General features: G+C 54.9%; 26 protein-coding genes and 1 tRNA gene. 22 read left to right on the top strand and 5 right to left on the bottom strand.

The annotated features are described in order from the left end of the window. Nucleotides 1-7 precede the first annotated feature (7 nt). Nucleotides 8-1,858, top strand: a complete 1,851-nt coding sequence (locus tag N8E88_RS16960) for a hypothetical protein (RefSeq protein ID WP_262294700.1) — start codon at nucleotides 8-10, stop codon at nucleotides 1,856-1,858. Here the strand turns inward: N8E88_RS16960 and N8E88_RS16955 are convergent. Then, the gene (locus tag N8E88_RS16955) at nucleotides 1,847-5,041 is read right to left on the bottom strand and encodes an AAA family ATPase (RefSeq protein WP_262294699.1); all 3,195 of its coding nucleotides are present in this window, start codon (nucleotides 5,039-5,041) and stop codon (nucleotides 1,847-1,849) included. The two genes, N8E88_RS16960 and N8E88_RS16955, sit on opposite strands and share 12 nt — an antisense overlap. A 111-nt stretch (nucleotides 5,042-5,152) precedes the next feature. Further along, the gene (locus tag N8E88_RS16950) at nucleotides 5,153-5,365 is read right to left on the bottom strand and encodes a hypothetical protein (protein WP_262294698.1); all 213 of its coding nucleotides are present in this window, start codon (nucleotides 5,363-5,365) and stop codon (nucleotides 5,153-5,155) included. Nucleotides 5,366-5,477: 112 nt separating this feature from the next. On the opposite strand from N8E88_RS16950, the gene N8E88_RS16945 reads away from it, so the two are divergent. After that, nucleotides 5,478-6,395, top strand: a complete 918-nt coding sequence (locus tag N8E88_RS16945) for a glycosyltransferase family 2 protein (protein WP_262294697.1) — start codon at nucleotides 5,478-5,480, stop codon at nucleotides 6,393-6,395. After that, entirely contained in the window at nucleotides 6,388-7,197 is an 810-nt protein-coding gene (locus N8E88_RS16940; protein ID WP_262294696.1) for a glycosyltransferase, read from the top strand. The genes N8E88_RS16945 and N8E88_RS16940 overlap by 8 nt, the downstream gene beginning before the upstream one ends. 1 nt (nucleotide 7,198) lies before the next feature. Here the strand turns inward: N8E88_RS16940 and N8E88_RS16935 are convergent, their stop codons facing one another. Next, entirely contained in the window at nucleotides 7,199-8,614 is a 1,416-nt protein-coding gene (locus tag N8E88_RS16935) for a phosphomannomutase (RefSeq protein WP_262294695.1), read from the bottom strand. Between the two features lie 318 nt (nucleotides 8,615-8,932). On the opposite strand from N8E88_RS16935, the gene N8E88_RS16930 reads away from it, so the two are divergent. The 7 genes from N8E88_RS16930 to N8E88_RS16900 all read left to right on the top strand — a co-directional run bounded on the left by N8E88_RS16930 (nucleotide 8,933) and on the right by N8E88_RS16900 (nucleotide 15,526). Beyond that, entirely contained in the window at nucleotides 8,933-10,732 is a 1,800-nt protein-coding gene (locus N8E88_RS16930) for a site-specific integrase (RefSeq protein ID WP_262294694.1), read from the top strand. A 3-nt stretch (nucleotides 10,733-10,735) separates the two neighbouring features. After that, complete coding sequence (locus N8E88_RS16925; protein ID WP_262294693.1) at nucleotides 10,736-11,299, top strand: hypothetical protein; 564 nt, start codon at nucleotides 10,736-10,738, stop codon at nucleotides 11,297-11,299. Nucleotides 11,300-11,378: 79 nt separating this feature from the next. After that, nucleotides 11,379-12,623, top strand: a complete 1,245-nt coding sequence (locus N8E88_RS16920; RefSeq protein WP_262294692.1) for a phage portal protein — start codon at nucleotides 11,379-11,381, stop codon at nucleotides 12,621-12,623. Beyond that, nucleotides 12,613-13,002 (top strand): gene transfer agent family protein, encoded by a 390-nt coding sequence (locus N8E88_RS16915; RefSeq protein ID WP_262294691.1) that lies wholly within the window; start codon nucleotides 12,613-12,615, stop codon nucleotides 13,000-13,002. Before N8E88_RS16920 ends, N8E88_RS16915 begins: the two co-directional genes overlap by 11 nt. Continuing rightward, the gene (locus N8E88_RS16910) at nucleotides 13,002-14,528 is read left to right on the top strand and encodes a phage major capsid protein (RefSeq protein ID WP_262294690.1); all 1,527 of its coding nucleotides are present in this window, start codon (nucleotides 13,002-13,004) and stop codon (nucleotides 14,526-14,528) included. Before N8E88_RS16915 ends, N8E88_RS16910 begins: the two co-directional genes overlap by 1 nt. Nucleotides 14,529-14,540: 12 nt before the next feature. Then, the gene (locus tag N8E88_RS16905) at nucleotides 14,541-15,158 is read left to right on the top strand and encodes a hypothetical protein (protein ID WP_262294689.1); all 618 of its coding nucleotides are present in this window, start codon (nucleotides 14,541-14,543) and stop codon (nucleotides 15,156-15,158) included. Further along, complete coding sequence (locus N8E88_RS16900; RefSeq protein WP_262294688.1) at nucleotides 15,158-15,526, top strand: HNH endonuclease signature motif containing protein; 369 nt, start codon at nucleotides 15,158-15,160, stop codon at nucleotides 15,524-15,526. The genes N8E88_RS16905 and N8E88_RS16900 overlap by 1 nt, the downstream gene beginning before the upstream one ends. On the opposite strand, the gene N8E88_RS16895 is transcribed toward N8E88_RS16900, so the two are convergent. Next, nucleotides 15,499-15,732 carry a DUF2188 domain-containing protein gene (locus N8E88_RS16895; RefSeq protein ID WP_262294687.1) on the bottom strand — a complete coding sequence of 78 codons (234 nt, stop codon included), beginning with the start codon at nucleotides 15,730-15,732 and terminating at the stop codon, nucleotides 15,499-15,501. The genes N8E88_RS16900 and N8E88_RS16895 overlap by 28 nt on opposite strands. Before the next feature lie 92 nt (nucleotides 15,733-15,824). Here N8E88_RS16895 and N8E88_RS16890 point away from each other — a divergent pair, with 92 nt between their 5' ends. From N8E88_RS16890 to N8E88_RS16835, 12 genes are all read left to right on the top strand, one after another. Then, entirely contained in the window at nucleotides 15,825-16,568 is a 744-nt protein-coding gene (locus N8E88_RS16890) for a hypothetical protein (RefSeq protein WP_262294686.1), read from the top strand. Further along, entirely contained in the window at nucleotides 16,568-16,858 is a 291-nt protein-coding gene (locus tag N8E88_RS16885; RefSeq protein ID WP_262294685.1) for a head-tail connector protein, read from the top strand. Before N8E88_RS16890 ends, N8E88_RS16885 begins: the two co-directional genes overlap by 1 nt. Further along, complete coding sequence (locus N8E88_RS16880; RefSeq protein WP_262294684.1) at nucleotides 16,858-17,277, top strand: HK97-gp10 family putative phage morphogenesis protein; 420 nt, start codon at nucleotides 16,858-16,860, stop codon at nucleotides 17,275-17,277. Before N8E88_RS16885 ends, N8E88_RS16880 begins: the two co-directional genes overlap by 1 nt. Beyond that, the gene (locus tag N8E88_RS16875) at nucleotides 17,270-17,689 is read left to right on the top strand and encodes a DUF3168 domain-containing protein (RefSeq protein ID WP_262294683.1); all 420 of its coding nucleotides are present in this window, start codon (nucleotides 17,270-17,272) and stop codon (nucleotides 17,687-17,689) included. Before N8E88_RS16880 ends, N8E88_RS16875 begins: the two co-directional genes overlap by 8 nt. Then, a complete protein-coding gene (locus N8E88_RS16870; protein WP_315975294.1) occupies nucleotides 17,689-17,997 on the top strand; it encodes a phage head closure protein in 309 nt (102 codons plus the stop codon). Before N8E88_RS16875 ends, N8E88_RS16870 begins: the two co-directional genes overlap by 1 nt. A gap of 38 nt (nucleotides 17,998-18,035) precedes the next feature. Beyond that, nucleotides 18,036-18,151: transfer RNA gene (locus N8E88_RS16865), tRNA-OTHER, on the top strand. Between the two features lie 11 nt (nucleotides 18,152-18,162). Then, nucleotides 18,163-18,564, top strand: a complete 402-nt coding sequence (locus tag N8E88_RS16860) for a phage terminase small subunit P27 family (RefSeq protein ID WP_262294682.1) — start codon at nucleotides 18,163-18,165, stop codon at nucleotides 18,562-18,564. Next, nucleotides 18,564-20,183, top strand: coding sequence for a terminase large subunit (locus tag N8E88_RS16855; RefSeq protein WP_262294681.1), 1,620 nt, complete (start codon nucleotides 18,564-18,566; stop codon nucleotides 20,181-20,183). The genes N8E88_RS16860 and N8E88_RS16855 overlap by 1 nt, the downstream gene beginning before the upstream one ends. Nucleotides 20,184-20,194: 11 nt before the next feature. After that, nucleotides 20,195-22,846: a hypothetical protein gene (locus N8E88_RS16850; protein ID WP_262294680.1), complete on the top strand. Its 2,652-nt coding sequence runs from the start codon at nucleotides 20,195-20,197 to the stop codon at nucleotides 22,844-22,846. Nucleotides 22,847-22,980: 134 nt separating this feature from the next. Further along, nucleotides 22,981-24,024, top strand: a complete 1,044-nt coding sequence (locus N8E88_RS16845; RefSeq protein ID WP_262294679.1) for a hypothetical protein — start codon at nucleotides 22,981-22,983, stop codon at nucleotides 24,022-24,024. A gap of 104 nt (nucleotides 24,025-24,128) precedes the next feature. Beyond that, nucleotides 24,129-24,311: a hypothetical protein gene (locus N8E88_RS16840; protein WP_262294678.1), complete on the top strand. Its 183-nt coding sequence runs from the start codon at nucleotides 24,129-24,131 to the stop codon at nucleotides 24,309-24,311. Continuing rightward, on the top strand, nucleotides 24,311-24,514 hold the full coding sequence (locus tag N8E88_RS16835) for a hypothetical protein (RefSeq protein WP_262294677.1): 204 nt from the start codon (nucleotides 24,311-24,313) through the stop codon (nucleotides 24,512-24,514). Before N8E88_RS16840 ends, N8E88_RS16835 begins: the two co-directional genes overlap by 1 nt. A 62-nt stretch (nucleotides 24,515-24,576) precedes the next feature. On the opposite strand, the gene N8E88_RS16830 is transcribed toward N8E88_RS16835, so the two are convergent. Beyond that, complete coding sequence (locus N8E88_RS16830) at nucleotides 24,577-25,200, bottom strand: DUF4145 domain-containing protein (protein WP_262294676.1); 624 nt, start codon at nucleotides 25,198-25,200, stop codon at nucleotides 24,577-24,579. Between the last annotated feature and the right edge of the window lie 222 nt (nucleotides 25,201-25,422).

Here is a 25,422-nt window from a genome sequence, read left to right as displayed (position 1 = left end):
ATCGCCAGTGAGGCACATCGGCCAAATCCTCATTATCGGAGCCGCGGTCGTCGCCCTCACTCAGGGTTTGGCGAGATACTCCCAAGGCAGCGACGTGGACCGGCTCAGCAGCGGTAGTCTCGGATTTGATAAGATTTCTTTTGCTGAGACGGTGCAGCGCTGGAATGGACATTTCCTTTGGGAGCCGGCGTCGGCGAGCGGCGAGACGATCACCCGGTTCGGGGATGAAACACGCGCTGTGTTCGGTCCGATTCCTGACGGGGACTGCACGGACGGCGCGGCCAAGACAATACCCTTGCAAATCGACGGCAATCTTGTCGACCTTAAACCCAACCCCGGGAAGGCAGGGCATCCACTGGAATTCGAGCACCGCGATATCAAGGGGAAAGTGGTCAAATGGACAAGCGGTGTTGCGCGATGTGACAAGCCTTCACTGACTGGAAGCGCAACTTACTGCGGCCTGAACTCAAGACTGAACCGTGTCGAAAATGGCAATGTGGAATGGCTTTTCCTTTGCCGCAAATCGAGCCACCACCTCGAGGTGGAACCCATCCCCTATTGGCAGCGATCAAATCCGAAGTTTGCGCTGTTCGGCATCATCGGTTTCAACAGGCGCTCAGGCGAGATCGTGTTCTTTGACGGCAGAAAAGACTGGAGCGAATTCGACTGGTCGCAGAAATTTGTGCCGCCAGGTGGCCATTCCTATCACGACAACGAGGGCCGAGCAGCCGCAGAAGCCCTTTACGATCCGACATTCCAGGTGCAATGCTCTGCGTGCCACGACAACAAAGGTGCCTATGTCATCAACCCCAATATCCAGCAGGCGAGAGTAGGCTACCTTGCCGGAAATCATGATCCGAAAGCGTCTGCCTTCAGTCTGGGCAGTTTGCTCCCCGCGGCGCCGCGGCGCAGGTCAACACCGTTCCGGGTTATAGGATCCGGTTACACCGCCACCTATCGCGTCGATCTCGAACGCGCCATGACGGTCCAGGATCCGACGGGAAACTGCACGGAGTGTCATACCTTGACGACGCAAACGACGGGGCAGCGCTTTGCCGCCGATGCAGTGGCACGAGACCCGGTCATTGCACATCCGAAAAGGTCTCAGTTTCTTCGGCTCAAGGCGGAGCAGCGCAAGTTGCGGGAAATAAACTCTCACCGGACGAAGTGGGCGTCCCGATCCGGCCCGGGGAAAATTCATCCCTGGATGGTTCCGATCGACGGAAATGAACTGTCGGCTGCTCCACCCGAAATCAGCGCCTCCGACTGGAGCGTGTTGAGCAATTGTCTGTGGGGAGCAGGGGGAGATGAGTGCGCTTACACGCCGCTTTATACGTCCTGTCCCACACCAGGGGTGGCGGCGCAGGGCGATCACTCGAAGCCCGAGGGCCTGTCCATTGACGTTGTACGCCCGCCGGGCGCAGAAGCGATTGCCGACCGGGTAGTTGGGCTGAGTTGGCGCTATTTGAACAGTTACGGCAATGTTCCGCAACGGGACGACGTGCGGTTCAATGTGGCGGTCAAATCAACGGAAATTCCGATGTCAGGCGCAGCGCCGTCACCATCAGACTATCCTGGTTTGGAGCAGGCGACGGATAAAAATTTTGTCGCCATAGACGATGAGACAGGGACGTCGGGGTCGGCTATGCTGATCCGCAACGTTTCCTACTTCGGCCATTCGAAACTCACGGACCCCGTTCCGTCAAAGGATATGCGGACCTTCAGGCTGGATTTACCTGCCCAATGCAATCGGCGTTACCTCGTTCGCATAATGCCCAAGAGGTTTTGCTTCGATCAAAGCAACATCACCTATGGGCAGGCTGATCATGTTCTGTACGCTGACGTCTCATGCGAGTGAAGAGGGCCGATCGTTCTGGATCTTGCCATCGGACGAGCGCCGCAGTTCATTCAGGCTGTGGGTGGCCTTCTGCTCCCACGACCGCGCCCCTTGTTTGCGCGCAAAGGCAATGGCCTTTTTAAACAACGCTTCGGCAAAGCCAGGTGCATTTTTCATACGCAGCACTTCGCCTTTCAGCCGAAGCAGCTCCGCCGTGAAATAGTTTTCGTTGGTGTTGCTCACGAGATCCAGCGCCTCGTCGACGGCGTCAGATGCTTGCTCGATGGCATGGGCCTGGAGATAGCATTCGGCCAGTAGCCCCAGATAGCAAGATTTGTCGATCTCTTGATCGCCGAGGTTATCGCAGGTCTTACGCATCTTTTCCAAGCCGTCAAAGTTGCGGTCGGCGCGGACCATGGCCCAGCCCTCGAAAAAAGAACCCATATTCAGCCACAGCTGAAATCCGTTCTCCCTTGCCAAAGGGATGAGCTCATCCTTTAGCTCGCGTAGTTTGATGACATCATTGCGCAATGCCAGCAGAATGCAACCATTACCAAGGCAGGCGGCAAGTCTGTAAGCCGACTGCTGACGTGCATCGAGTTCCGCAGCGTTATAGAGGTCGATTGACCTTTGATGTTCACCGAGCAAATGCAACGTCCAGGCGAGGTAAAGCATCGGCATGCTCGGAAAGTCGCTGCCGATTGTGTCCTTATGTGCTTCGTACCCAAGCGAACGTTCGAGATAGTCGCGGGCACCTTTCAGATTACCTTGAGCAAACAGACTCATGCCCTTGAACTGCAGTCCCAGTACCCGGGCCTTGATATGGTCGCGTTTACTGCCAATGTCGAGCAACCGGTCACTTGCCCATTCGGCATCGGCAAAGTGCGCAGAGTTGAAGGCCGTGCCGAAGAGCCCGTCGAGCGCCCGGACAGGCGACTCCGTATCGCCGAGCTCGTCACTCAACTGCATGGCGTTTCGGTATGCATCGCTGCCTTCGCGCGTGACATACCCAAATGTCGCGTAGTGCACGTCGCCAATCTCCAGCCAAAGCCGCAACTCCTTCTCTTTGCGCTCAAGCGTAGCCGGAAGCTTCTGCAGGCATTCTACGCCATGTGCAAACATGTTCGCGGCTTCTACTTTGGCCCAGGTCTTGCCAACGTTGAGACCAGCAGCCAGCCAGCAGTCAGCTGCCTTTTCGAACTCGCCGGCCTCCGAATAGTGCTGTGCCAAGAGCTCGGGGTGTTCGGCTGCCAGTTTGGGATAGATCTTCTGAATAGCCTCCGCAACTTTGCCATGAAGTTGCCGGCAGCGTTCCCGCAACAGCGTGTCGCGCGCGGCTTCCTGGAGCAGCGCATGTGTAAATACGTAGCTCTTCCGGTCGGGTTGGGGTGCGAACAACCCGGATTCGACAAGGTGACGCAATGCGGCATTCAAGGAGCGAGCCGACAGACCGCTAAGCCGGCTTAGCAACTTGAGATCGAATTCACGTCCAATGACCGCAGCGGTTTGGGCGATCATCTTGCCGGGGCCAAGTTTGTCGAGACGTGACAACAGCGAAGATTGCAGCGAATTCGGAACCCCGACGGACTGCTCCCGCACCTCCGACTCGGAAGGAAAGAGTGGACCGCCGGTCTCCAGAGCTGCCCGCGCCAATTCTTCGACGTAGAGAGGAACGCCCTCGGCTCTGTTCAGGACAGAGGTTTGAATTTCGCTCGCCAGGGGTTTGCCGCCGCTGACATTGCTGACGAGTATATGAGCTTCGTAGTCGCTTAACCGCTTGAGTGCGATCTCGTGCAGGTTCTCCACTTTCGGGGGCCTGCAAAGTGTCTTCTCTCGCGTTGTGATGAGGATCAGCATCGGGAACGATGCAACCTCTTCCAGGAGCGCCTCAAGCACATCACTCGAAGAAGGGTCGATCCATTGTTCGTCCTCGATCAACAACAGGACGCGGTTGATACGCGATACGTGATGGAGCCAGTCGATGATTATGCGATGCGAAACACTGCGCTGCCGGGGGGCCGTCAGTTCAGACGGTGGGTAACGCCGTTGGTCGATGGAAAGCAACCCCGCAAATATGGGCAGGGATTCGGCGAGGGGAACGTCGCTCAGAGCGAGAATGGCCTCGAGTTTTTCCAGACGGTGCGCAGGATCGTCGCCGTGAATTCCGGCGTAGCGTTTGAGCAATGTGAGAAATGGGAACAGGGCACTGTTGGAGTACGCGGCCGAACACTGCAGCGTCAAATATGTACATTGTGGCATGCGACGCTGAGCTTCGAAAATGAGGCGCGACTTGCCGATACCGGCTTCGCCCAAAACAAGTGCTGCCTGACCGCGGTTTTCAGAAGCTACATCTCGCCAGAGTTCGAGCACCTGCGACATTTCATTGCGGCGGCCAACAAGTTCCGTCAATTGCGTTCGTTTGGCGAAGCGGTTCTCCAGAATCCGCTCTTTTTCGGCTTGCCAGACGTGTATCTGCTTGGAAAAACCTTTAAGTGTTTGCGGGCCATGATCAATGAATTCGAATGCGCCGGCGGCATTGTCGTGAGTCTGTTGATCCGTCAAGATCGTTTGCGGCTGCGCCATTGTCTGGAGCCGCTGTGCAAGGTTGGGTATCGATCCTAAAGCGACGGTAGACACGCCCGCAGGCGCTCCGAGAAAATCCCCCACAACCACGAGGCCGCTGGCTATTCCTATCCGGACCCTTAAAGGCGGTCCTGCCGCCACCGGAATCTCGGGTACGAGCCTCAGAATATCGAAGGCCAGGGCAAGTGCGTGCTCCGCGTCGTCTTCTTCAGCGATCGGGTAACCGAACAACGCCTGGAAAGCGTCGCCGATATAGTTGGCCGCAATGCCGTTGTGCCGTCTCACCGCATTGTTGCACTGCCGCAGATAGTCTCGCGTCAGTTTGCTGAAATCTTCCGGATCAAGCAGAACCGCATATTCGGTTGAATCGACCAGATCGCAGAATAGAATGGTCAACGGACGGCGCTCGCCCGAAATTTGGGACAGTTCGCCACTGCCTTCTTCGACCAATCGCGCGATACCCGCGAGGATCTTTTTTCTGGGGCCGAGCGGAATCCGCATGCTCTGCAGGTCACTGTCCGAGAGGAGGGGGAGACTATCAAAGTCGACCTGCGATTCCGCGAACGCATCGGCGAAGTGATCAAGCTTCAGCTTGTTCAACCATTTCCTGACATCCTCCATAGGTCCCCCGTTAACGGCCTTGGATCAAGATGGTCGTTGACTCATCGCGAATGCCGACAAGAATAACATTCTTTTCAATTGCTGACTAAAGCATTCGAGCCGCGGTACTAATCATTCCGAAGTATTGTTTGGCGTACGCCAATCGAAAACGTCGAGAATTTGTCCGTCGACAATCTGCGGGCGAAGCAGATCGATCCCGGTTTGGCCAGCTTGCGCATCATAGGTTTCGGAGAAGAACAGAACGCGGAAAATAATGTACTGGACAAACAGAACCGTTTTCAGCACAAGCGCGGGATGCGGTTCGCTCATCTTTGGGACAGACATTTCGCGGCAATGCCTGGACAAGTCGACCGCGCCGAGGGCTCAGTCGTTTTGCTTCCAACAGATAACATTTTTTGTAGCGCGATCGCACCAGATAGCGAACCATGGGTTTGAAATGCAGATTGAACGCCAGCCAGAAGTCAGCGGCATTATCGTCACCTACAATCCTGACCTCAAAGGCCTGAAATCGCTACTCGATGCAATCGTTCCGCAACTCGGCCCGGTGATCATCGTTGACAATGGTTCGAAAGCCGACATCGGAACGTGGCTGCGTGAGCAGGATGTTCATGTCGAAATCGTAGCGCTCGGCGATAATCTGGGCATCGCCAAGGCGCAGAACGTCGGCATCGAGCGGGCGCGTGCGCATGGATCTCGATTTGTGCTGCTCCTCGATCAGGACAGTCTTCCCGCGCCCGACATGGTGGTGACGCTGCTGGCCGCTGCCAAAGCGCAGATTTCCAACGGCGTGAAACTTGGATGTGTCGGCCCGCGATATGAAGACACCCGCCAGAACAATCCGCCGCCCTTCATCAGGACGAACGGCTTCCGGCTGGAACGGCAGGCCTGCGCGACACCGGATGCCGTCGTGGACGTCGACTACCTGATCGCTTCAGGGTGTCTCATTCCGATGGGAACGCTCGATGATGTTGGCGGCATGCGGGAGGAGTTGTTCATCGACTATGTTGATATCGAGTGGGGTCTGCGGGCGCAGCAGAAGGGTTATCGCTCCTTCGGGGTTTGCGCGGCGCTCATGAAGCACGATCTCGGCGACGAACCGATCCTGTTTCTCGGCAGGCAAATTCCCGTTCATGGTCCGCTGCGGCATTATTATCATTTCAGAAATGCGGTCTGGCTCTACCGTCAGCCGTGGCTAAGGTTCAACTGGAAGGTCGTGGACGGGTCCCGCCTCCTGCGAAAATACGTATTCTACAGTCTGATGACCGTGCCGCGGGTTCAGCACGCCAAGATGATGACGACCGGCATCTTTCATGGCCTTTCCGGCAAGATGGGAAAGAAGGCCGGCAATGGCTGAATCGCAGGATCTCGAGCTCACAGTCTGTATTGTCATCTTCAAACCCGACAGGCCGACTGTCCTTAGGACATTGCAAAGCTTGCGTGATGCGCTTGGTTACGCGCCGCCATTACTGGTGAAACTTACTATTGTCGATAATTCGCCTGGCGCTTCCGATCATGCCTGGCTCTATGCAGCGTGGGGCGATCTGCCCTGCGAGATTATTGCAGGCCAGGGTAATGTGGGATTTGGCCAAGCCAACAATCTGGTGCTCGGCCATACCGGCAAATATCATCTGGTGCTCAATCCGGATGTGGAGATGGAGCCGGACGCGATCGAGCAAGCACTGTCGTTCATGGGCGAGCACGAGGAATGTGGCCTTATTACCCCGCAGGCGTTCAATCCAGACGGCAGCAAGCAGTATCTGTGCAAACGATATCCTACGCTGTTCGATCTTCTTCTGCGCGGGTTTGCGCCCGGCTGGCTTAAATCCTGGTTTCGCAAGCGCCTCGACCGGTATGAGATGCATGACCAGCCAACCAATTCCATCGCATGGGATCCGCCAATCGTCAGCGGCTGCTGCATGTTTTTCCGAGGCGATGTCTACACGAAATTGAAGGGGTTCGATCCGCGTTACTTGCTATATTTCGAAGACTTCGACATCTCGTTGCGCACAGCAGAAATCGCTCGCATCGCCTATGTGCCGGCAGTCAGGATCGTCCACGAAGGTGGCGGCGCGGCTGATAAAGGCCTTTGGCACATTTGGCAATTTGTGCGCTCAGCCGCGATTTTCTTCACGCAGCATAAGATGAAAGTGTTCTGACCTAGCCCGAGACCACGGCTTGCTGCGCCCGTTTCAAACCCCACTGCAAAAGCTCTTCGGCGCGCTCGTCCGTCGCCGCTTCCGCATAGCAGCGCAACTCGGGCGCGTTGCCGGAGGCGCGATAATGGACCACCTCGCCGGTCGCAAGCACGGTGCGAACACCGTCGATAGTGTCGCTTTCCTTGATCGCTCCGAGCTCCGCAAAAAAATGTTTCCGGTGGCTGTCGTCGCCAAGATTTTGCAGGAATGGTCCGCTCTGGCTCGCATCGACGTGTTCGAGGCGGCCACTACGTGTGAATCGCGCTGGCAAATTATCGAGGAGCTTTGACAGCGCGACACCTCCTTTTGCAGCCGTGCCCAGGACAGCGAGGATGGGAAGCATCGCGTCGCGTGTCGGCAAGGCGTCGAGACGCCCGCCATCCGCGGTGACTTGCGAACCAAGCAGAACACCGCCATTGGCCTCAAAACCGACGACGCGCTGGTAGCTGTCCTTGCTGGCCTCTTCCATGCCCTCGACGACGTATGGCGAGCCGACGCGCGTGCGATAAACCTTTGAAAACAGGCCGCTAAGTTCGATCGCCGTATTCGAGGTCACCGGTGTGACGACCGCATCGGCACGCAGAAAGTGCGCGGTCAGAAGCCCGACACTATCTCCGCGCAAAAACGCGCCTTGTTCATCGGCGATGAGCGGCCGGTCGGCATCGCCATCCGTGGAAACCACCGCGTCCAGCTTGTACTTTTTGACAGCTGCGTGCGCAAATTCAACGTCCTCCGGCCGCAGCGCTTCGGTATCGACTGGCACGAAAACCTCTGAGCGGGCGAGAGCAACCGCGTCCGCGCCGTAGTCTTGCAAGATGGTCACCATCAAATCGCGCGCGACCGAGCTATGCTGATAAACGCCTATCCGCAGTCCAGCCAGGGATTTCGGTGCAAGAAGAGAAGCGCAACGCCTGATGTAGTTTTCCAGTGCTTCCGATGCGACCGGCAAAGCTTCCGGCGAGGATGGGGGTGCGGTCGTTTCCGCGTCGAGCGCGGAAAGAATACCGGCCTCGTCGCCCTTGTCGATTTCACCATCAGGCCGATAGAACTTCAGCCCGTTGCGATCTGCCGGAATGTGGCTGCCTGTCACCATGATAGCCGGCACTTTCAGGCTCATCGCCCGGAAGGCCAGCGCCGGCGTCGGTACCGGGCCGCAGTTTTCGACGTTCATGCCAAATTCCCGGGCCGCGGAAATGCAGGCAGCAGCCATCTGCGGGCTGCTTGATCGCAGATCATACCCGACGAGCACAACGGCAGGCGCTGCATGAGCGCTTTGCATATGTTTGAGAAACGCCAGCGTATAGGCGCGGCAAACCTGATCCGGCAGTTCCGTTACCAGGCCGCGAAGCCCGCTTGTTCCAAACTTCAAACTTGTCATGGGAATATCATCATCGTTGAGATCCGGGACACACTGCTAAGCTCAAAATTCGGCGGATAGGCTTTATCGCTCGTGTAACGCTTTTCACCGGACATGACAACGACGGCATGCGGATGTTCGGAGGGCGATAAACACTCGGGCGACTGAAGCGTCGAATCGGTTATGAGAAATGGCTGATTTAGCTGGCTGGGGAACCTGGACTATAATCCAACTAATTCTATAGTCTTGATATCTAATATCTTATTGTCTTTATTGACGAATCTCGGGCAAATCTGTAACACATGACTGTAACACGCAGACCTTCCACATGGGGCAGTCATGACCGGATTTAACTATCTTATTCGGCGCGGCGCTAGCTACTCGGCTCGCATCCGCGTCCCTCTCGATTTGGTGGGTATCGTCGGAAAGAAGGAGCTTGTGAAAGCACTGGGCACAAAGGAACAGAGCGAGGCGAAGCGGTTGCTCTGGCCGGTCATTGAAGGATGGAACCGGCATTTCGACGACCTACGCGCTCGCCGCGCCGTTACCGCTGACGACAAAGCCTTTGCCGTATGGCAACACTACGAAGCTACCCTTCAGCGCGACGAACAAACCCGGCAGGATATGCCGACGCAAGCTATTATCGATGAGGCCACGAGCGCCGTGTTAGCCCGTGCTAGTCGCGGCGAGATTTCATCCGCCGACCCTCTGGCAATCCTCGACGCGACTCTCGATGTGCAAGTCCTGAAAAAGGCCCGCGAGTATGACGCTCTTGCCCGACGTGCCAAACTGGACGCTCTGCGTAAACATCTCGTGACGGGAGAAACGGGCCTTATCGCTCATGAGGTTGAGGACTACGCGCAGCGGAACCGCTTGCTCATTGATGATGCGCACCCGGATTGGAACGACATCGCCCGGAAGATGATGAGGGCTGAAATCCAGGGCTTAGAGCGCACCCTTGAGCGCGACCGGGGAGACTATAGCGGCACCCCAAAAGATCCCATTGTGAAGCCCGCGACCGGCACGAACCGCGAAGTAGCAGCACCGGGCGAAAACATTATGGAGGTTTTCGCGATTTATGAACGCGAGAACCCGAAACAGATCAAACCCGACACGCTCGCGCAAGCACGTCGGGACATTGGCACGTTTGTTGATTGTGTCGGCAGCACTTGCCCGGTCCATCGGATTGACAAGAAGGCCGTTCGCGAGTGGAAAACGCTTTTGATGCGCTACCCGGTGAAGGCGACGGAAAGCAAAGCGTTCGAAGGCATGAAGATTTCGCAGATCATCAAGCACAACGAAACCGTAGGCAAGCCGGTTCTCTCCACAACGACCGTGAACCGCTATCTTTCGAGCCTCGGCGCGTTTTGCGGCTGGCTTGCTGACAACGGCTATTTGGACAGCAACCCGGTAGCCGATATGTTCCTTGCGAAAAAGAAGGATAAGACAACTGTTCCGTTCAAGGTTGACCAGTTGAATGGCCTGTTTTCTTCACCGCTATTCATTGGGTGCGAGAGCGATGAAGCGCCCCGTTTTTGGAGCAAGCCGGGAAACGTTCTTATCCGCGATCATCGCTATTGGGTCCCACTTATTATGCTCTATTCCGGCGCACGCCCGGCAGAGATTGCGCAGCTTGCTATCGATGACGTTCGGGAGCAGGAAGGTATTTGGTTCATGCACATTACGACGGAAGGGGACGGCGACAAGAGCGTTAAGACCGAGGGCTCAATGCGTGTAGTTCCGATTCACCAAGAGCTCGTGAAGCTCGGTTTCCTCAAGTATCATGCCGACATGAAGCAAGCAGGACAGACCCGACTTTTCCCGCAGGCGGTGCGCAATTCACGGGGCCAGATGATTGCGGATTTCAGCCGGGACTTTCCGCGCTACCTTGCGAAGATTAGTCTCAAGAACGGGCCCGGCCTTTCGCTTTACAGCTTTCGACACGGCGCGACTGATGCCCTTCGCCGCGCGGGATATCTGGACGAGGAGTTTGGCTTCATCCTCGGCCATACGTCCAGCACTATGACGCAGCGCTACGGTGTTCTTCCGCAGGGAATGCTTGAGCAGCGAGCGGCGCTGATTGATTCAATCAATTACCCTCAGCTTAACATCGAGCACCTGATGAATAAGGGAGCATAGTCATTGACCAAAATCTCGCTCGAACTTCGCTTTGACGCCAATCCGTTTACCGTATTTCAAGCATCGGAATTAACGGAAGTGCACAGCGAAGCGTATGAGCTAATCGGTCGTATTTTGGCGTTATGGAATCGTATTGAGCAGGATTTAACTTACCTAACCTTTTGGCTGTATCCGGCTTTCGAGAACGATCTCCCGAAAAAATATCAAAAAATGCCGCGAGGACTTGATGCGAAACTCAGGCTCATGTCCTATCTGACCAAAGAATATTATGAGCTATCGGTATTTAAAGATGAGTTCGAAAAACATAAATCAAACATAGATGCTATCAAGACAGACCGGCATCATATCGTCCATTGGGCAATATTGAACTTCGAAGTAATCGAGGATGAATTCATATTAACGCTGATTAATCCAGAAAGCCTTTCTACGAAGTTGGAAACCAAGACAGTAACGAGAGAACAGCTACTTCTGCTAGCTCAGAAATTAGGTGTCATCGGTCTGTCATTTGGCTTCTTCGCTACAGAGTTTGATGTCAGATTGCGAGAAGTTATCGGCGATAAAAAATAGGTTTATTTTCACATTTAGTGTTGCATAAATTCTTAGCAAATGGGACAATATTCTTACGTTAAGTGTGTAGGAATGTTTTGTGCCAGTATCGCGTTTAAGTGAGTTCTTTGGCTTCCGTTCGAGGCCAGTTTCGTTAGAAGAGAAGTCGTATTCTCTTACCTCTCCTGAAGCATTCGGGATTTTTGGTGTTACGCCAACGGTTGCCGGACCTTCCGTTAGCCCTGTTTCCGCGTTGAAGGTTCCGGCTGTTCTTCAAGCCGTCCGACTTATCTCCGAAACCGCTGGTTCGCTTCCGTGCAAGGTCTATCGCAATACTGATGACGGCAAGGAGGTCGCAAAGGATCATCCGGCCTACAAGCTCGTTCACGGCTGGTCTAATGGCTGGACTTCTGCAAACCTCTTTCGCGCGCAACTAACAGCCGACGCTCTTTTACATCATGGCGGCTTTGCCTTTGTGAATCGCGTTGACGGCAAACCCTTCGAATTGATCCGGCTCGATCCTACAAACATCACCGTAAAAATCGATGATGACACTGGAGAGCCGGTTTTCGTCTCCGGAAAGGGCAAGGGTCAAAAGACCTATCATTACACTGACATTCTGCACATACCGGCCTTCGGTGGTGTTGCTCCGATCAGAAGCGCCCGCGAAGCTATTTCCCTCGCGATGGTGCTTGAGAAGCACGCCGCGCAATTGTTCGCTGGCGGCGCACGCCCCGCTTCGATGCTCTGGAATGAAAGCAAGACACCGGCAAACGAGAACGGTTCGAAGACCATCGGCAACATGCTGCGGTCGTGGCGCAATACGTTTGCCGAAGGCAAGCAAGGCGACCCGCTCATTCTCGATGGCAACTGGCGGTATCAACAGATTGCATTGAATTCCACAGATTCACAGTTCGCGGAAATGCGCACCGAACAAATCCGTGAGATTGCTCGCGCCTTCGGTATCCCGCCGCACATGCTCTTCGAGCTATCCCGCGCCACTTGGTCGAACGCCGAACAAATGGGTTCGACCTTCCTTCAGCTTTGCCTCCGGCCTTGGCTCGATAAATGGCAGGACGCCTATAATCTCGTTCTCTTCTCTGACGACGAGCGCGACGAACTATTCTGCGAATTCGTCATCGATGATCTGTTGCGCGCCGATACCGCAGCCCGCGCCGATACCTTCAGCAAGCTAATCGCCGCCCGCGTCATGGCACCGAACGAAGTGCGCGCCGCAATGAACCTTCCGGCAAAGGAAGGCGGCGACGAACTGGCAAACCCATACACCACGACCGCCCCGGCCACTACAATCCCGAATAAGGAAACACCCGCAAATGACGCATAAGGCGTTCTTTGGCGACAAAGAGCGCGCCTTTGCGCTCACGCCTGAATTGATCATTGAACTTGAGCGCAAGACCGGCATCGGCATTGCTGCTTTTTGCAACCGCGTGTTCCGCGCTCAATTCCATTTCACCGATATCCTCGAAACGATCCGGCTTGGTCTTATCGGCGGCGGCACTTCGTCTAGCGATGCGGAAGCCCTTGTTGATGCATACGCTAAGCCGCGCCCCATCGTGGAAATCCTTCCTCTTGCAATTGTTGTGCTCGAAACGGTCTGGTTCGGCTCGCCAACTACGACTGATGAACCGGCTGAAGCCATCCCCCAGGACGAAATTGGACACGCCGCCGCAATCGACGACGCGCTTAATCAGGTGGCACCATAATGGATTTTCTCGAAACGAAAGCCGATTTCACCGTAACTGATGCTGGCGAGATCACCGGCATCGCATGGCCGTTCGGCTCGCCCGATCGTGTTGGCGACGTGATTGAAAAAGGATCGTTCACGTCACCGGCAAGCCTACCAATGCTGTTTGCACATGATCAGTCGCAAGTCATTGGGGTTTGGGACAGCATCACCGAAACGACACAAGGCTTGATCGTCAAAGGTCGCCTTTTGGTTGATCAGATTGCCCGCGCCGCAGAAGTCCGCGCCATGATCAGAGCTAACGCTGCAACCGGCCTATCAATCGGCTTTGTCACCAAACAGGCAAAGTCACGCAAGGGCGGCGGGCGAACGATCAGCGCCCTCAATCTTCATGAAATCTCAGTTGTCGCGGTTCCGTGCCATCCGGCCGCACAAATCACTTCAATCAAAGCCGCCGATGGCACGGCAACCGATAAGGAAAATACTATGGAAAATGAACTTGAGAATGAACAGCCGGAGGCGAAATCCGCGCCGGTTATTGACCAGAAGGCCTTCGACGCGATGAAGGCCCGACTGGATAAGCTGGAAGCCAAGAGCAATCGCCCGAAGGCTGATAATAACAATCATCCGACAGCTTCCAACGATAATGAGGAACGTAAAGCCTTCGGCGATTTCCTCCGCACAGGCCGCATGGAAGAGAAGACGCTCTCTTACGGCGCTTCAACCGCTGTTGTTCTGGCACCGGAAGAGACCGCAGCGTCGATCATCGAAAAAATTGCTGAATTCTCCCCGGTTCGCCAGATTGCAGCTTCTATGAGCATGTCCGGCCCGCTCTTGCAGCTTCCTCGCCTTGTGAACGAAGTTCAGGTTGGCGACGTTGGCGAAACTGGCGACCGTCCTGAATCCGAACCATCGTTCGAACAGATCGACCTGAAGCCTTTCGAAATGGCCGTAGTCGTGCCTGTCACGCGCACCTTGCTCGAAGACGCACAGATCAATCTTGAAGCTTATCTCGCTAACCACGTCGCCCGCCGGTTTGGTCAGAAAGAGGCCGCTTGGTTCGTAAACGGCAACGGCACTACTCAGGCGGAAGGTTTCCTGAAATCCGCAGAGTTTGCGCCACTTGAAACCGATGTTATCGACGCCGACGCATTGATCGATGCCTTCTATAAGATCGCTTCGGCCTATTCGGCCAACGGTTCTTGGCTGATGAACCGTGGCACAATGGCAGTAATTCGCAAGCTGAAGGACACCGATGGTTCCTATCTCTGGCAGCCTTCAATCGCCGCTGGCGTTCCGCCGACACTCCTTGGCCGCCCGGTCTTGGAAGCAGTCGATATGCCCGCCATTGGTGCCAACGCAGTTCCGATTGCCTTCGGTGACTTTGCGTCGGCTTACACCATTGCCGACCGCGTTGGTTTCGAGACTTACCGTGACGAAGCTAACTCGTTCCTTAACGGCATTGTGAAGCTTTCCGCACGTCGCCGCGTGGGTGGCCGTGTAACGCTTGGCGAAGCCCTGACCGGCTTGAAGATCGCCGCGTAAGGAACCACGAATATGCGGCTCGTATCAGAAGCAATCATGATCATCCATGACGACCGGCGCATAGAATTGCGCCCTTCGTTGCGAGCCGCATACCTCCTTGAACAGAAGCACGGCCTGACCAAGCTATGGTTTGGCGCACTTCAGGGCAATCTAACCATCATCAATGATATCGTATCAGCCTCGACCCCGTATCCATATGAGGCCCGCAACCTGATAGCCGACATGATTGAAGCCGATGGCGTTCTATCATTGCTCGAACTTCAGCAATCGCTCTCTGACTTCATCAGTATGTCGTTTGGCTTGAACGATGGCACTGAAGACGAACCCTCGAACACCATTATCAATCCCGGCAAATCACAATCCATCACAGCACGCCTTGTGTCGCTCTATGAATATGCGACCGGTTGGCTAGGCTGGACGCCTGAAACCGCTTGGACTAGCACACCGGCTGAAATCATGACGGCTTTTAATGGTCATGTTGCCAAGCTGAAGGCGATCCACGGCGCTAAGGATGATGACGATCAGCCGGACCCACATAACCAATATAATCCCGCCGACCACGAAATATCGCCCGACCAGCTTCGCGAGAACCTTGCACGGTTAAAAGCGCTTTCGAAGGGGTTTGCATAATGGCACGCCCTCCACACCTTTGCTCATGCGGCAAGATCGTTGCGCATGGCGTTCGCTGCACATGCCAAGCGAAGCAGGATCGTGAACGTAAAGCACGCTTCGATCAGAAGCGCCCTAGCGCCCGCGCCCGCGGCTATAATCATGAATGGCAGAACGCCCGCGCTGAATATCTCGGGTATTTTCCCACCTGCAAAATCTGCGGTTCTTCGGCAAACGTTGTCGATCACATCCGGCCACACAAAGGCGATGACCGCTTATTCTGGGACAGCCGTAATTGGCAGCCACTTTGCACTACCTGTCATAACAGCATCAAACAACGTCAAGAAAAGCGCAGCTTCACTCAACCCTTGGGTGGGTATGGATCATGACCATATGTCCATTCGGTGCGAAACTTATTGTCCTCACCTTGAATAAGGACTTGAGCATCCCCTCCATTCTGTCCGGTCTTATGTGCAGCATCGACTGCCGCCTTTATAGCGGCTTTCTGGGTGTCATAAGGTCCGGCATGTTTACCGCTATAACTGATCTTCCATTCACCATTCAGAAGAACAACAATGTATTGCGTGCGCGCCATGCTTGCCTCCCCGGCTGTTTATTTTCACTCGCACCTTGCGCGTTATTTAAAAATTCTTCAACGGACCCTATCCAAACACCGGGGGAAAACCTGTGAACCCCGATACGATCATCACTTTTGACGGCACGAGCCAATCAGTGACGGAATGGGCCCTTGATTTTGGCATCACACCGGAAATCATCATTGCCCGCCTTCAAAAGGGCTGGGATGCTGAACAGGCGATCACGCGCCCGATGTTCGCAATCAAAGGGCAAATCCTGAATGGTAGTTATATCCGTCGATATTTGAACCCGCGTCGGACCCTGACGACCACCATCAAAGTCACCACCAAACCAAAAGCAAAACCCGCCAGCATCTATGAAGGTGCAAAGCCCTATTCATTAGATGGCAGGACACTTACCCTAGCTCAATGGTCCAAAGTCACCGGGATAAAGGTGAAGACGCTACAGGCTCGCTTAGACAGAGGTTGGTCAAATCAACAGACCTTCGAAACTCCTTTACGTGGCATCACAGATAGATTGCGTGTGAGCCGAAAGAACATAGCAAAGCTCTATGAGTGTGACGGCAGAGCGCTCTCGCTTAGGCAATGGTCTGTGGTCACGGGCATCCCTCATCAGACACTCTACGCCCGCTTGAGCTATGGCTGGTCGATTGAACGAGCCATCCATGAACCGCAGCACAGACACAATCCCTCTCGCGTGCTTGCATCCAACGACAACACCCCGGGGGTAGTCTCCAATTTTACGCCCTCTCAGGGGACCGGCGCGGGGAGCACTTTGCAAGAGACGCCCGAAATAACTTTTTCTGAAACCACACCGCGAAAGGCGATTTTGTAGTGAGTATCGTCACCCTATCCTTGCTGAAGCTCCAGCTTAATATCGATGATTCCGCCGATGACGAGTTGCTTCAGCACAAGCTGGACGCCGCCGAAGCATGGGTCGCCAATTACACCGGCACGCCCTGGACGAATTATGACACGGTTCCTTCGGACGTGAAGGAAGGCGTTTTGCTCCTTGCTGGACACCTTTACGAGAACCGCGAAGCTACGCTTGTCGGCGTAAACCCTTATGAATTGCCGTTCGGATTGCTCGATATGATCCGGCCCTATCGGGAATGGACGTTCTGATGGCGAAATCCGAACAATACAGCCGTATCCAGCGCAAGGTTATGAGCCTTCCGAAGGCCTATCTTGAAGCTACCGTTCCGGCGCTTGAGAAATCCGCTGAAGAATTGGCCGATTTGCAGCGCCGTTTTGCGCCTGAAGATACCGGCGCGCTGAAAAATTCCATTGCCGTCACCGGCCCGAAGCAAGCAACACCGGCATATTCGCAGCCGGGAGGCTCGCGCGTTGCCGCTGAGAATGAGGTGCTTGTGACCGCTGGCAACAGTGACGTTCGCTATGCTCACCTTGTCGAATACGGCACCGCTGAAGCAGAAGCGCAGGCTTATTTCTGGCCCGCCTATCGCATTCTGAAAAAGCGTATCGCGAACCGTGTCAATCGTGCCAGCCGCAAGGCCATCAAGGAAAGGCTTGCCCGTGATTGAGCCATCGCTTGCACTGCGCACGGCCATCCGTGCCCGCCTAATCAGTGACACCGCCGTCACCTCGCTTGTTTCCGCAACGTCCATCTTTGCCGGATCGTCACGGCCCGAAGCCTTACCATGCATCATGCTTACCGACGCTCAAACCATCTTCCTTGGCTATACGGCTGGCGCTGGATACGCCGCCCGCGTGTTCGTTGACGCACACATTTGGGCTATCGAGGATGGCGAAGACACGGCCAAGGCCATCGGCTTTGCAGCCATGAACGCTTTGCGGGAAATTCCAAACGCGGACGGCTGCACCATTGACGAATTTGCAAAGCCTTCGGTTCGCTGGCTTCGCGATCCCGATCCGGAAAAGAACTATTGCCATGGTGTTCTGACGTTTGAAGCCGTGATCCGGTGGAAGCTCTGATGCGTGCCGGTAAACTCGACCGGCGCATCGAACTTCAGCGCGAAACCCAAATTGTGAAACCCTCCGGTTCAGTCGTGAAGGAATGGCAGACATTCGCCACCATCCGCGCCGAGATCGTGCAACAATCTGCGTCCGAGTATCTTACCGGCTTCGGTGAAGCCGAGACGAACGCCGTCATATTCCGCACCCGATACGTGTCTGATATCAGCACCGACGACCGCATTTTCTATTCCGGCAAGCCCTACGACCTAAAGGAAATCAAAGAAATTGGCAGGCGGCGCGGCCTCGAACTGAGGTGCGCGACGTGATTGTGAACCTCAGCCATGGATGCTATATTCTTTCCAGCGCGCCGTTGGCGAAACTGGCAGACGCACCTGATTACCTAAGGGCCACATCAACGGGGTGGCCTTTAGGAATCAGGCGAGGAAACTCATGCGGGTTCAACTCCCGCACGGCGCACCAAAAGGCTGCACATGCGCGGCCTTAAACCATCGACAATTATTGGCGGTTCTTCGCCTGTTATAAAAATTCCCTCACCTCCTGCTTACCTTTCAAAAGATGCTAAGGCGGAATGGAAACGCGTTGCGCCAATTTTGATCCGTGAGCGAAAGGTGTTGACGGTTGCTGATCTTGGCACGCTGGAAAATTACTGCATTTCTCTTGGCACCATTCGCGAGATGCACCGACTGCTTCAGGCTGAAGGTTATGTGACGACAGAGGGCAAACGCCATCCTGCCGCCGGTATCCTGACTGCAATGCAGCAACAGCAACTGCGTTGTGCAGGTGAGCTTGGTCTGACACCCTCGGCTCGCTCACGCGCTGCCATGATGGAGATGGCGGAAGATGGTGACGATAACCCGTTGGACGTTCGGTAGTGAGCAAGAGTGCTTATCCGGAATGGATTTTTGACGGTTCACCGATTGCTGACCCTATGGGATTCGGCGAGCGTGCCGTTAAGTTCGTCCGGCTCTTGCGGCATCCGAGGAGCACGGCAACCGGACGAGTGTTCCAGCTTTACGACTGGCAAGAGCGCATTATTCGCGCCATCTATGGCCCTCGCCATCGGGACGGAAGCCGGATCGTTACCAAAGTGTTCTGGATGATTCCGCGCGGCAATCGCAAGACTAGCCTAGCCGCCGCATTGTCGCTTCTACATACCATTGGCCCCGAGCATGTTCCGGCTGGACAGGTGATTTTCGCCGCTTCAGATCGCGAGCAAGCCGGAATTGGCTTTAAAGAAGCCGCCGATATCATCCGCCAAGACAAGCGCCTAATCGCGGCAACGCGCATTTATGACGCCCATAACAGCGTGAAAAAGATCGTCTACAGGAAGCAAGGCGTTTCCCTGCAAACCGTTTCCAGTGACGGCGCGGCACAGCATGGCAAGACACCGGCCTTCGTTCTGGTCGATGAAATACACGCTTGGAAAGGCCGCGACCTTTGGGAAGCCTTGAAGTCCGGCTTAGTGAAAACGCCGAACACGCTCATGGTGATCGCCACAACCGCCGGACGCGGGCAAGAGAACCTTGGCTATCAAGAATATGAATACGCCCGGAAGGTTGCGACCGGAGAAGTGATCGATCCTTCCTATTTGCCGATCATCTTTGAAGCTGACGCTAAAGACGATTGGCAGGATGAGGCCCTTTGGCACCGCGTTAATCCTGGCCTCCAATATGGCTTCCCTGATCTTCCGTCTTTTCGCCGGGAAGCGCAGCAAGCCGAGCACAGGCCATCCGAGCGCCACGCGTTCAAGCAACTGAATTTGAATATCTGGCAAGCGAGTAGCCGTGATCCGCTCTTCGATATGGCCGTCTATGATGAAGGCAGGTTTGAGTTCGAGCTTGAAGAGCTAACGGAATTGCCCTGCTATCTTGGCGTCGATTTGTCGGTGAACGGCGATCTAACTGCCATTGTTGCTGCTTGGCGGCATGAGGATGGCCGGATCACGATTCACCCTTGGTTTTTCGTTCCCGGCGACGATCTTGCCGACCGCGCGGCTAAGGATAACGTTCCCTACGTCGCTTGGAAGGATGACGAGCTTATCAATGTCATTGACGGCCCGATCATAGAGCCGGATGAAATCGAGAACCATATTCGCGAGCTTTGCGCGACCTACAACGTGCAGGAAATCGCGTTCGATCCGCATCTTGCTCGCAAGATCATGCAGCGCCTTTTCGATGAAGGTTTGCCGACCATCGAAATGCGACAGGGACCGCTCACCATGGGACCGGCTATCGGTGATCTTGAGCGCACCGTGAACGGTTTCAAAATCCGGCACAACGGCCATCCCGTCTTGCGGCATCACTTTGACAGCGTTGTCGCATCCCGAAACGACACCGGCTTGGTGCGAATGCACAAGGCCGCGAACAACAATCGCATCGATGGCGCAGTTGCCGCAGCAATGGCCGTGAGCCGCGCCTGCAATGCGGAAACGACCGGCTCGATTTACGATCAGGATCCCGAAGAATTCGACCGCATGTTTGCGGCAGCATAGGAAATATCAGAATGGCAACCGACGAAGAACGCCTAGTTATCGCTCTTGAGGCCCGTATCCGCGATTACGAGAAAAACATGGAACGCGCAATGCGTTCAGGCGGAAAGAGCTTCGATGCGATGGAAGCTCGCGCCAAGCAGTCAGCGCAGCGCATGGAAAAATCCATGGCTGATGCTGGCAGCTCCATTAATAGTCGGCTGGAAAGCCTCTTCAAACCATTCATGGCCGGAGGAATTGCGACGGCAGCCATAGCGGCTACAGCAACCGCAGTGACTCAGATCGCCGGCAGCATCGCCGAAGTGGATCAAGAGGCCCGCAAGGCCGGCGTGTCGTCGCAAGTCTGGCAGCAATGGTCATACGTCGCCAAGGCGACCGGCGCAACCATTGATGGTGTTGCCGACGCCCTGAAGGAACTGAACATTCGCGGCGACGAATTCGCCAAGACCGGCAAGGGTTCCGCAGAGGATGCTTTCAAGCGTCTAGGCTTTTCCGCTGCCGATGTTGCCGAACGCCTGCGTGATCCGAACCGCTTCCTTGATGAGATCATTAGCAAGCTTCAGCTTTTGGACAGCGCGGGTAAAACACGTATCTTGGATGAAGTGTTCGGTGGGACCGGCGCGGAACAGCTAGCCAAGGTGCTGGGCCTTTCCGTCGCGGAAATCCAGAAGCTTCGGGATGAGGCCGCGACCTTCAGCAATGAGCAGATCGAAGCCGCCAAGCGGATCGATGCTGAATTCGAAACCCTTTGGCAGAATGTTCGCGTTAATGCCAAGAAAGCCGCGATTGAGTCTGTGAGCTATGCCAAGCAGATCATTGGCTTGATCGGCACCTTGAAAGGTGATGGCTATGTTTCGTCCGCGCGCGATGATTTCCTGTCTCAGGAAGCCACGCTTGAGCGCGCCCTAGAGCGCCGGAAAAAGCTCCTAGAAACTATTGCCGCGATTGAAGCCTCCAGCGAAAAAGGCCGCATGACTGCATTGCCAAGGCTCAGGCAGGATGTTGAAGCGCTCGACCGCGAAATCAGCCAGCTTGAGAACGGCACCGTCGATATGGAAACGGCTATGCGCACCTTGTCCGATGCGAGCCGCTCACTTTCCAGCGGCTTCAGTGGCAACGTAACGGCAGCGGCCAATTTCAAATCCGCACTTACTGACCTCAAGAAGTTTATTCCGGAACTCAAAGCCGAGCTCGATACGCTTGCGCAGAATGATGCGATCGATACCGCTTATCAGAATGCGGTCAAAAACGCCCGCACCATGTCCGAAATCCGCACCGCCACCGACATTGCGAACCGCGCCAAGACCACCGCCACGTTCGGCACTCATAAGGATATGCTTTCCCTCATTGGCGCGGTGGAAGGCACTGATAAAGGGCGCGGCTATAACGAGACACTGGATTATGGCCGCTGGACCGGCGGCGCTCGCAATCTCACCAGCATGACGCTCACTGAAATTCTTGCGCTGCAGGATAGTATGCGGACGCCGGAGAATCGCGCGCTATATGGCGACGGCAAAGGATCATCCGCGCTAGGCCGCTATCAGATCACGAGCGGCACGCTCCGCGACATGATGAGCCAGCTTGGTCTAACCGGCGACCGCATGTTTGATGAGAAGACCCAGGACGAAATTGCCCGCGCTCTTCTCCGACGTCGTGGCAGCGATCCGGACTCCCTTCGCAATGAATGGGAGGGCTTACGCCGCGTTGACGACTCAACCATCCGCGAAGCCTATTCCGGCACGTCTACAGCGCCGCAGAAGCTGGAGAACACGCCCGCGCAGCAGAAGGCCGTTGATTTGCTCAAGCAGCAGAATGACGCCCGTAAGAGTCTCAATCTGTCCGTGCAGGAAGGTTTGGACCTCGCGAAGTTCGAGCAGTCGATTTCCGGAAAGACGCAATCGCAGCAGCAAATCGAATTGGCCGTCTATCAGCGCCAATTGGAAGCCCGTCGCGCCGGTATCACACTGACACCACAGGAGCTTGCGGGCATCCGTGCCAAGATCACCGAAACGCAGCGCTTGGACGATGCGACAGGAAAATCTCAAGCGCGCATGGAACAGATGAGGGATGCGCAGCAGTTCATTGCACAAGGCTTCACCGATGTTCTGACAGGTGTTCTCACCGGCGCGACGACCGCAGAACAGGCCGTGCAGCAGTTGCTTTCGTCTTTGATCAGCGCGCTTGCTCAAGCCGCTCTGCTAGGACAAGGTCCGCTTGGCGGCTTGTTCGGCGGCGGCACTGGCATCCTTGGCGCAGTGTTCGGATTTGCCGATGGTGGCTATACCGGCAGCGGCGGAAAGTATGAACCGGCTGGTGTGGTGCATCGTGGCGAATACGTCATGAGTCAGAAAGCCGTCAGTCGTATTGGCCTCGACAATCTTGAGCGCCTTCATCGTGGATATGCGGACGGTGGCTTGGTAGCGCCGAACCTCACACCACTGGCATTGCAGCGGCCCTCATTGTCCGGCGCAAACAGCAATCGTGCGAGCGATAGTCCGGAGGTGACGTTCAACGTGAACACCACCGTCAATGCCACAGGAGGCAGCCCGGAACAGAACCGCGACCTTGCACAGCAAACGGCGCGCGAAGTTCGGAATACGGTGAAGGCGATCATGGCGGAAGAAATGATCAATCAACGGCGCGGTGGCGGCACGTTGCGGCGGTGACACTTTTTTCAAGCACTACCAAAATATATCTGATGTTCTCTGAAATGTTTGCTATACTGTTGAAATAAAGAGGGCTGGATCGCGCCGCTAAACAACGATCCAGCCCTTAAACCACTTGGCTATTGGGTTTATGGATGAATTATAGCATACCTTTTCGGGAAGTGCAGGAAAATGTTGCTGCAAATGACAACAATTTTTCTGTTCAGTGTCAATATATACCAATTGATACTGTAAAAGAAGCCAATGATAATGAACCGAAGCCAGTTGCCAATTTTGGAAAACGGCATCACCCGAAATTCAGTATGCGGGACGCTCATTTCTTCCCTTATTTCCAAGAACTTAGGCAAGAGCGGCTTACCCCTGTTTCTATAGAGACTTCAGTTACAGGGAGGGGCGCATACAAGCCTACCTACGCTGATACTCTCACCGGCAACCACGGAACCTCGCCCTCACGATTGCTGAAGAAGATGGGAGCCCTAGCAGCCGCCCAAAAAGCCGCCCGGGCGCCATCACCGAAACCGAGCAAGCTGGATCGATCCCTCCGCCAACGCCAACAGCCCGTCGATACCCATCTGCATCAATGGAAGGTTCCGGCACCGTGGCGCGATCTCACGTTCTGGTTCCAAGCCGTTCACCTTCACGACGCCGGTTCGCATCTTGGCACGGTTCACTCCTTCTCACTGAATCTCAGGCCGGATATTGAGGAGCTTGCGCGTAAGCAGCTTTCCGCCGCGTCATGGCTTCACAAGCGTATTCAGTTGGAACTGAAGGCAGCATATGGACGTAAGGTCGATTGCTGGTTTGTGATAGAGGCGGCGCAGAGCCTAAAGCGTTTGCACATTCACGGCGAAGTCATACTTCCGGGCTCAGACGCCACATTGGCACGCAAAGCACTTAGAAAGGCGGGCGGCGAATGGGCTCAGGTTCGGCAGCATCAATGCCACACAAGCGAGCTTCCGGACGATGGTTGGGTTTCTTACGCGCTAAAAGATTTGGCTTGGAACAGCGCTCGCAGCCGAAACGCACCGTTCAGAGGCTTCTCCGGTGAACCCTATGCGGCGTCTCAGGCTTTGCGGAAATCAGCGCAAGCTGAATATGAGGCGGATCGTAAGAGGGTCATAGCGCGGCTAAAGGCCAGGAATGCGGGCAAATCGGCAGGAAAAGTCAGTCAGCGCTGACTATAACTAATTGTTTTTGTTCCATTTTTTCTCATTTTCTGCTTGCCAAATCTCCGGCTTTGACTCATGATTCCGCTCGTAAACACTAGCTCATGGGTTCAAAAATGCCTTTATACGTAAACACTGACGACTATCACGCGGCGCTCGATCAGATCGTAGCCGCGCCTTCCGACGATCCGCTGCTTGACCCTCGTTCCCGGATCACGATCATTCTTGGCGAAGTGCTAGACATATGGCCGGATAGCATTCGCGATGACTGCGAACCTTCGGTAAAGGAGGCCGCGTGATGACCAATGCTACGCCCCGCGATAAAGTACTGGAATTGATATTCCATGAACTGGCGAACGACAGGGATAGTGTGTCGGGACACCTTGAAGCCGTAACGAAAGCAACCGCGTTGCTGGAGGAAATTGAGCGCCGTGCCCTTGCCAAGGATGGAGATCGATTGATCTTCTGCGATCCGGACTTGCCAGTCGATTTCCTTGGCTGATACTGCGCATCAATACGACAATGGAAAGACCGCCCCGGCGGTCTTTTTAGCTTTGTTTTCGCTCAGCCTTCTGGCACCGGATCCGGCTTTCGTTGTCCGGAAGCAATTTGCTTGGCCCTCACAGCCGCGATTTTTGCGGGTTTAACAAAGAGGCGTTCCAAAAGATCGACTGTCAGTTCCTCCAGCGCTTCCGCTTCATTGGCAGTGTATGGATCGACGTCATGTGCAGCATCGTTGCCATCTAAGGCTACGACATCAGCAAGCTCGACAATATCATCCTCCAGTATTTTTAACTGGCCTAAAGCCTTGATGCGCGGCCGCAAAGCTTCAGCGGGATTTCGTTCGGCTAGGCGCAAATCATGGGCATAGATGTATTTTGTAGCTACATCGATTACTTTTCTGAAAATTGCTCCCGCGGCTTCATAGAGTTGAAGCCGACGACATCGTGCCGCCTCGCGATAAAGATTTGCGACACGCTCAGGAATGTAAGTCGAAACGGTCGGAACACCCGGATAAACGAATATTGGATTGCTATCAAAATGGCGAGCGTAGTCCAACAATAAAGTAGATTTAACAGGATCGTCTTGTGGTTGGCCTCGATAGATGCTCCCGAGGTTACAGGCCTGACATGCGAAGAAAACCTCCGAATTCAGACTGTCATACGTGGAGAATCCGCGCGCGATCATTTGGACCTTTGATACACCGCACCTCACACAATCTCTAAGTAAAAAGCCCATCTTATCGCACCCGTTTTAACAGCCGATTGTGTAATTTATTCGGAGAATGACTGATTCTACCGGATTCAGCTACGAATAGTCGGGCCACAGCGCTGGCGAAACACCTTTTCTTTCCCTGCATTAACAATATGTTGCAATAAGGTGTGAATTTTGGGGAAGGACACACAAAAT

The sequence above is a fragment of the Phyllobacterium zundukense genome, from assembly GCF_025452195.1.
Lineage (GTDB): Bacteria > Pseudomonadota > Alphaproteobacteria > Rhizobiales > Rhizobiaceae > Phyllobacterium > Phyllobacterium zundukense_A.
Note: the sequence above shows the minus strand (reverse complement) of the source record. Positions and strands in the feature narration are given on the sequence as shown.

Excerpts from the sequence above, each read along its gene's own strand:
- N8E88_RS16955 (WP_262294699.1), bottom strand. The coding sequence starts at position 5,041 with ATGGAGGATGTCAGGAAATGGTTGAACAAGCTGAAGCTTGATCACTTC.
- N8E88_RS16950 (WP_262294698.1), bottom strand. The coding sequence starts at position 5,365 with ATGTCTGTCCCAAAGATGAGCGAACCGCATCCCGCGCTTGTGCTGAAA.
- N8E88_RS16945 (WP_262294697.1), top strand. The coding sequence starts at position 5,478 with ATGCAGATTGAACGCCAGCCAGAAGTCAGCGGCATTATCGTCACCTAC.
- N8E88_RS16940 (WP_262294696.1), top strand. The coding sequence starts at position 6,388 with ATGGCTGAATCGCAGGATCTCGAGCTCACAGTCTGTATTGTCATCTTC.
- N8E88_RS16935 (WP_262294695.1), bottom strand. The coding sequence starts at position 8,614 with ATGACAAGTTTGAAGTTTGGAACAAGCGGGCTTCGCGGCCTGGTAACG.
- N8E88_RS16930 (WP_262294694.1), top strand. The coding sequence starts at position 8,933 with ATGACCGGATTTAACTATCTTATTCGGCGCGGCGCTAGCTACTCGGCT.
- N8E88_RS16915 (WP_262294691.1), top strand. The coding sequence starts at position 12,613 with ATGACGCATAAGGCGTTCTTTGGCGACAAAGAGCGCGCCTTTGCGCTC.
- N8E88_RS16910 (WP_262294690.1), top strand. The coding sequence starts at position 13,002 with ATGGATTTTCTCGAAACGAAAGCCGATTTCACCGTAACTGATGCTGGC.
- N8E88_RS16905 (WP_262294689.1), top strand. The coding sequence starts at position 14,541 with ATGCGGCTCGTATCAGAAGCAATCATGATCATCCATGACGACCGGCGC.
- N8E88_RS16900 (WP_262294688.1), top strand. The coding sequence starts at position 15,158 with ATGGCACGCCCTCCACACCTTTGCTCATGCGGCAAGATCGTTGCGCAT.
- N8E88_RS16895 (WP_262294687.1), bottom strand. The coding sequence starts at position 15,732 with ATGGCGCGCACGCAATACATTGTTGTTCTTCTGAATGGTGAATGGAAG.
- N8E88_RS16880 (WP_262294684.1), top strand. The coding sequence starts at position 16,858 with ATGGCGAAATCCGAACAATACAGCCGTATCCAGCGCAAGGTTATGAGC.
- N8E88_RS16870 (WP_315975294.1), top strand. The coding sequence starts at position 17,689 with ATGCGTGCCGGTAAACTCGACCGGCGCATCGAACTTCAGCGCGAAACC.
- N8E88_RS16860 (WP_262294682.1), top strand. The coding sequence starts at position 18,163 with ATGCGCGGCCTTAAACCATCGACAATTATTGGCGGTTCTTCGCCTGTT.
- N8E88_RS16850 (WP_262294680.1), top strand. The coding sequence starts at position 20,195 with ATGGCAACCGACGAAGAACGCCTAGTTATCGCTCTTGAGGCCCGTATC.
- N8E88_RS16845 (WP_262294679.1), top strand. The coding sequence starts at position 22,981 with ATGAATTATAGCATACCTTTTCGGGAAGTGCAGGAAAATGTTGCTGCA.
- N8E88_RS16840 (WP_262294678.1), top strand. The coding sequence starts at position 24,129 with ATGCCTTTATACGTAAACACTGACGACTATCACGCGGCGCTCGATCAG.
- N8E88_RS16835 (WP_262294677.1), top strand. The coding sequence starts at position 24,311 with ATGACCAATGCTACGCCCCGCGATAAAGTACTGGAATTGATATTCCAT.
- N8E88_RS16830 (WP_262294676.1), bottom strand. The coding sequence starts at position 25,200 with ATGATCGCGCGCGGATTCTCCACGTATGACAGTCTGAATTCGGAGGTT.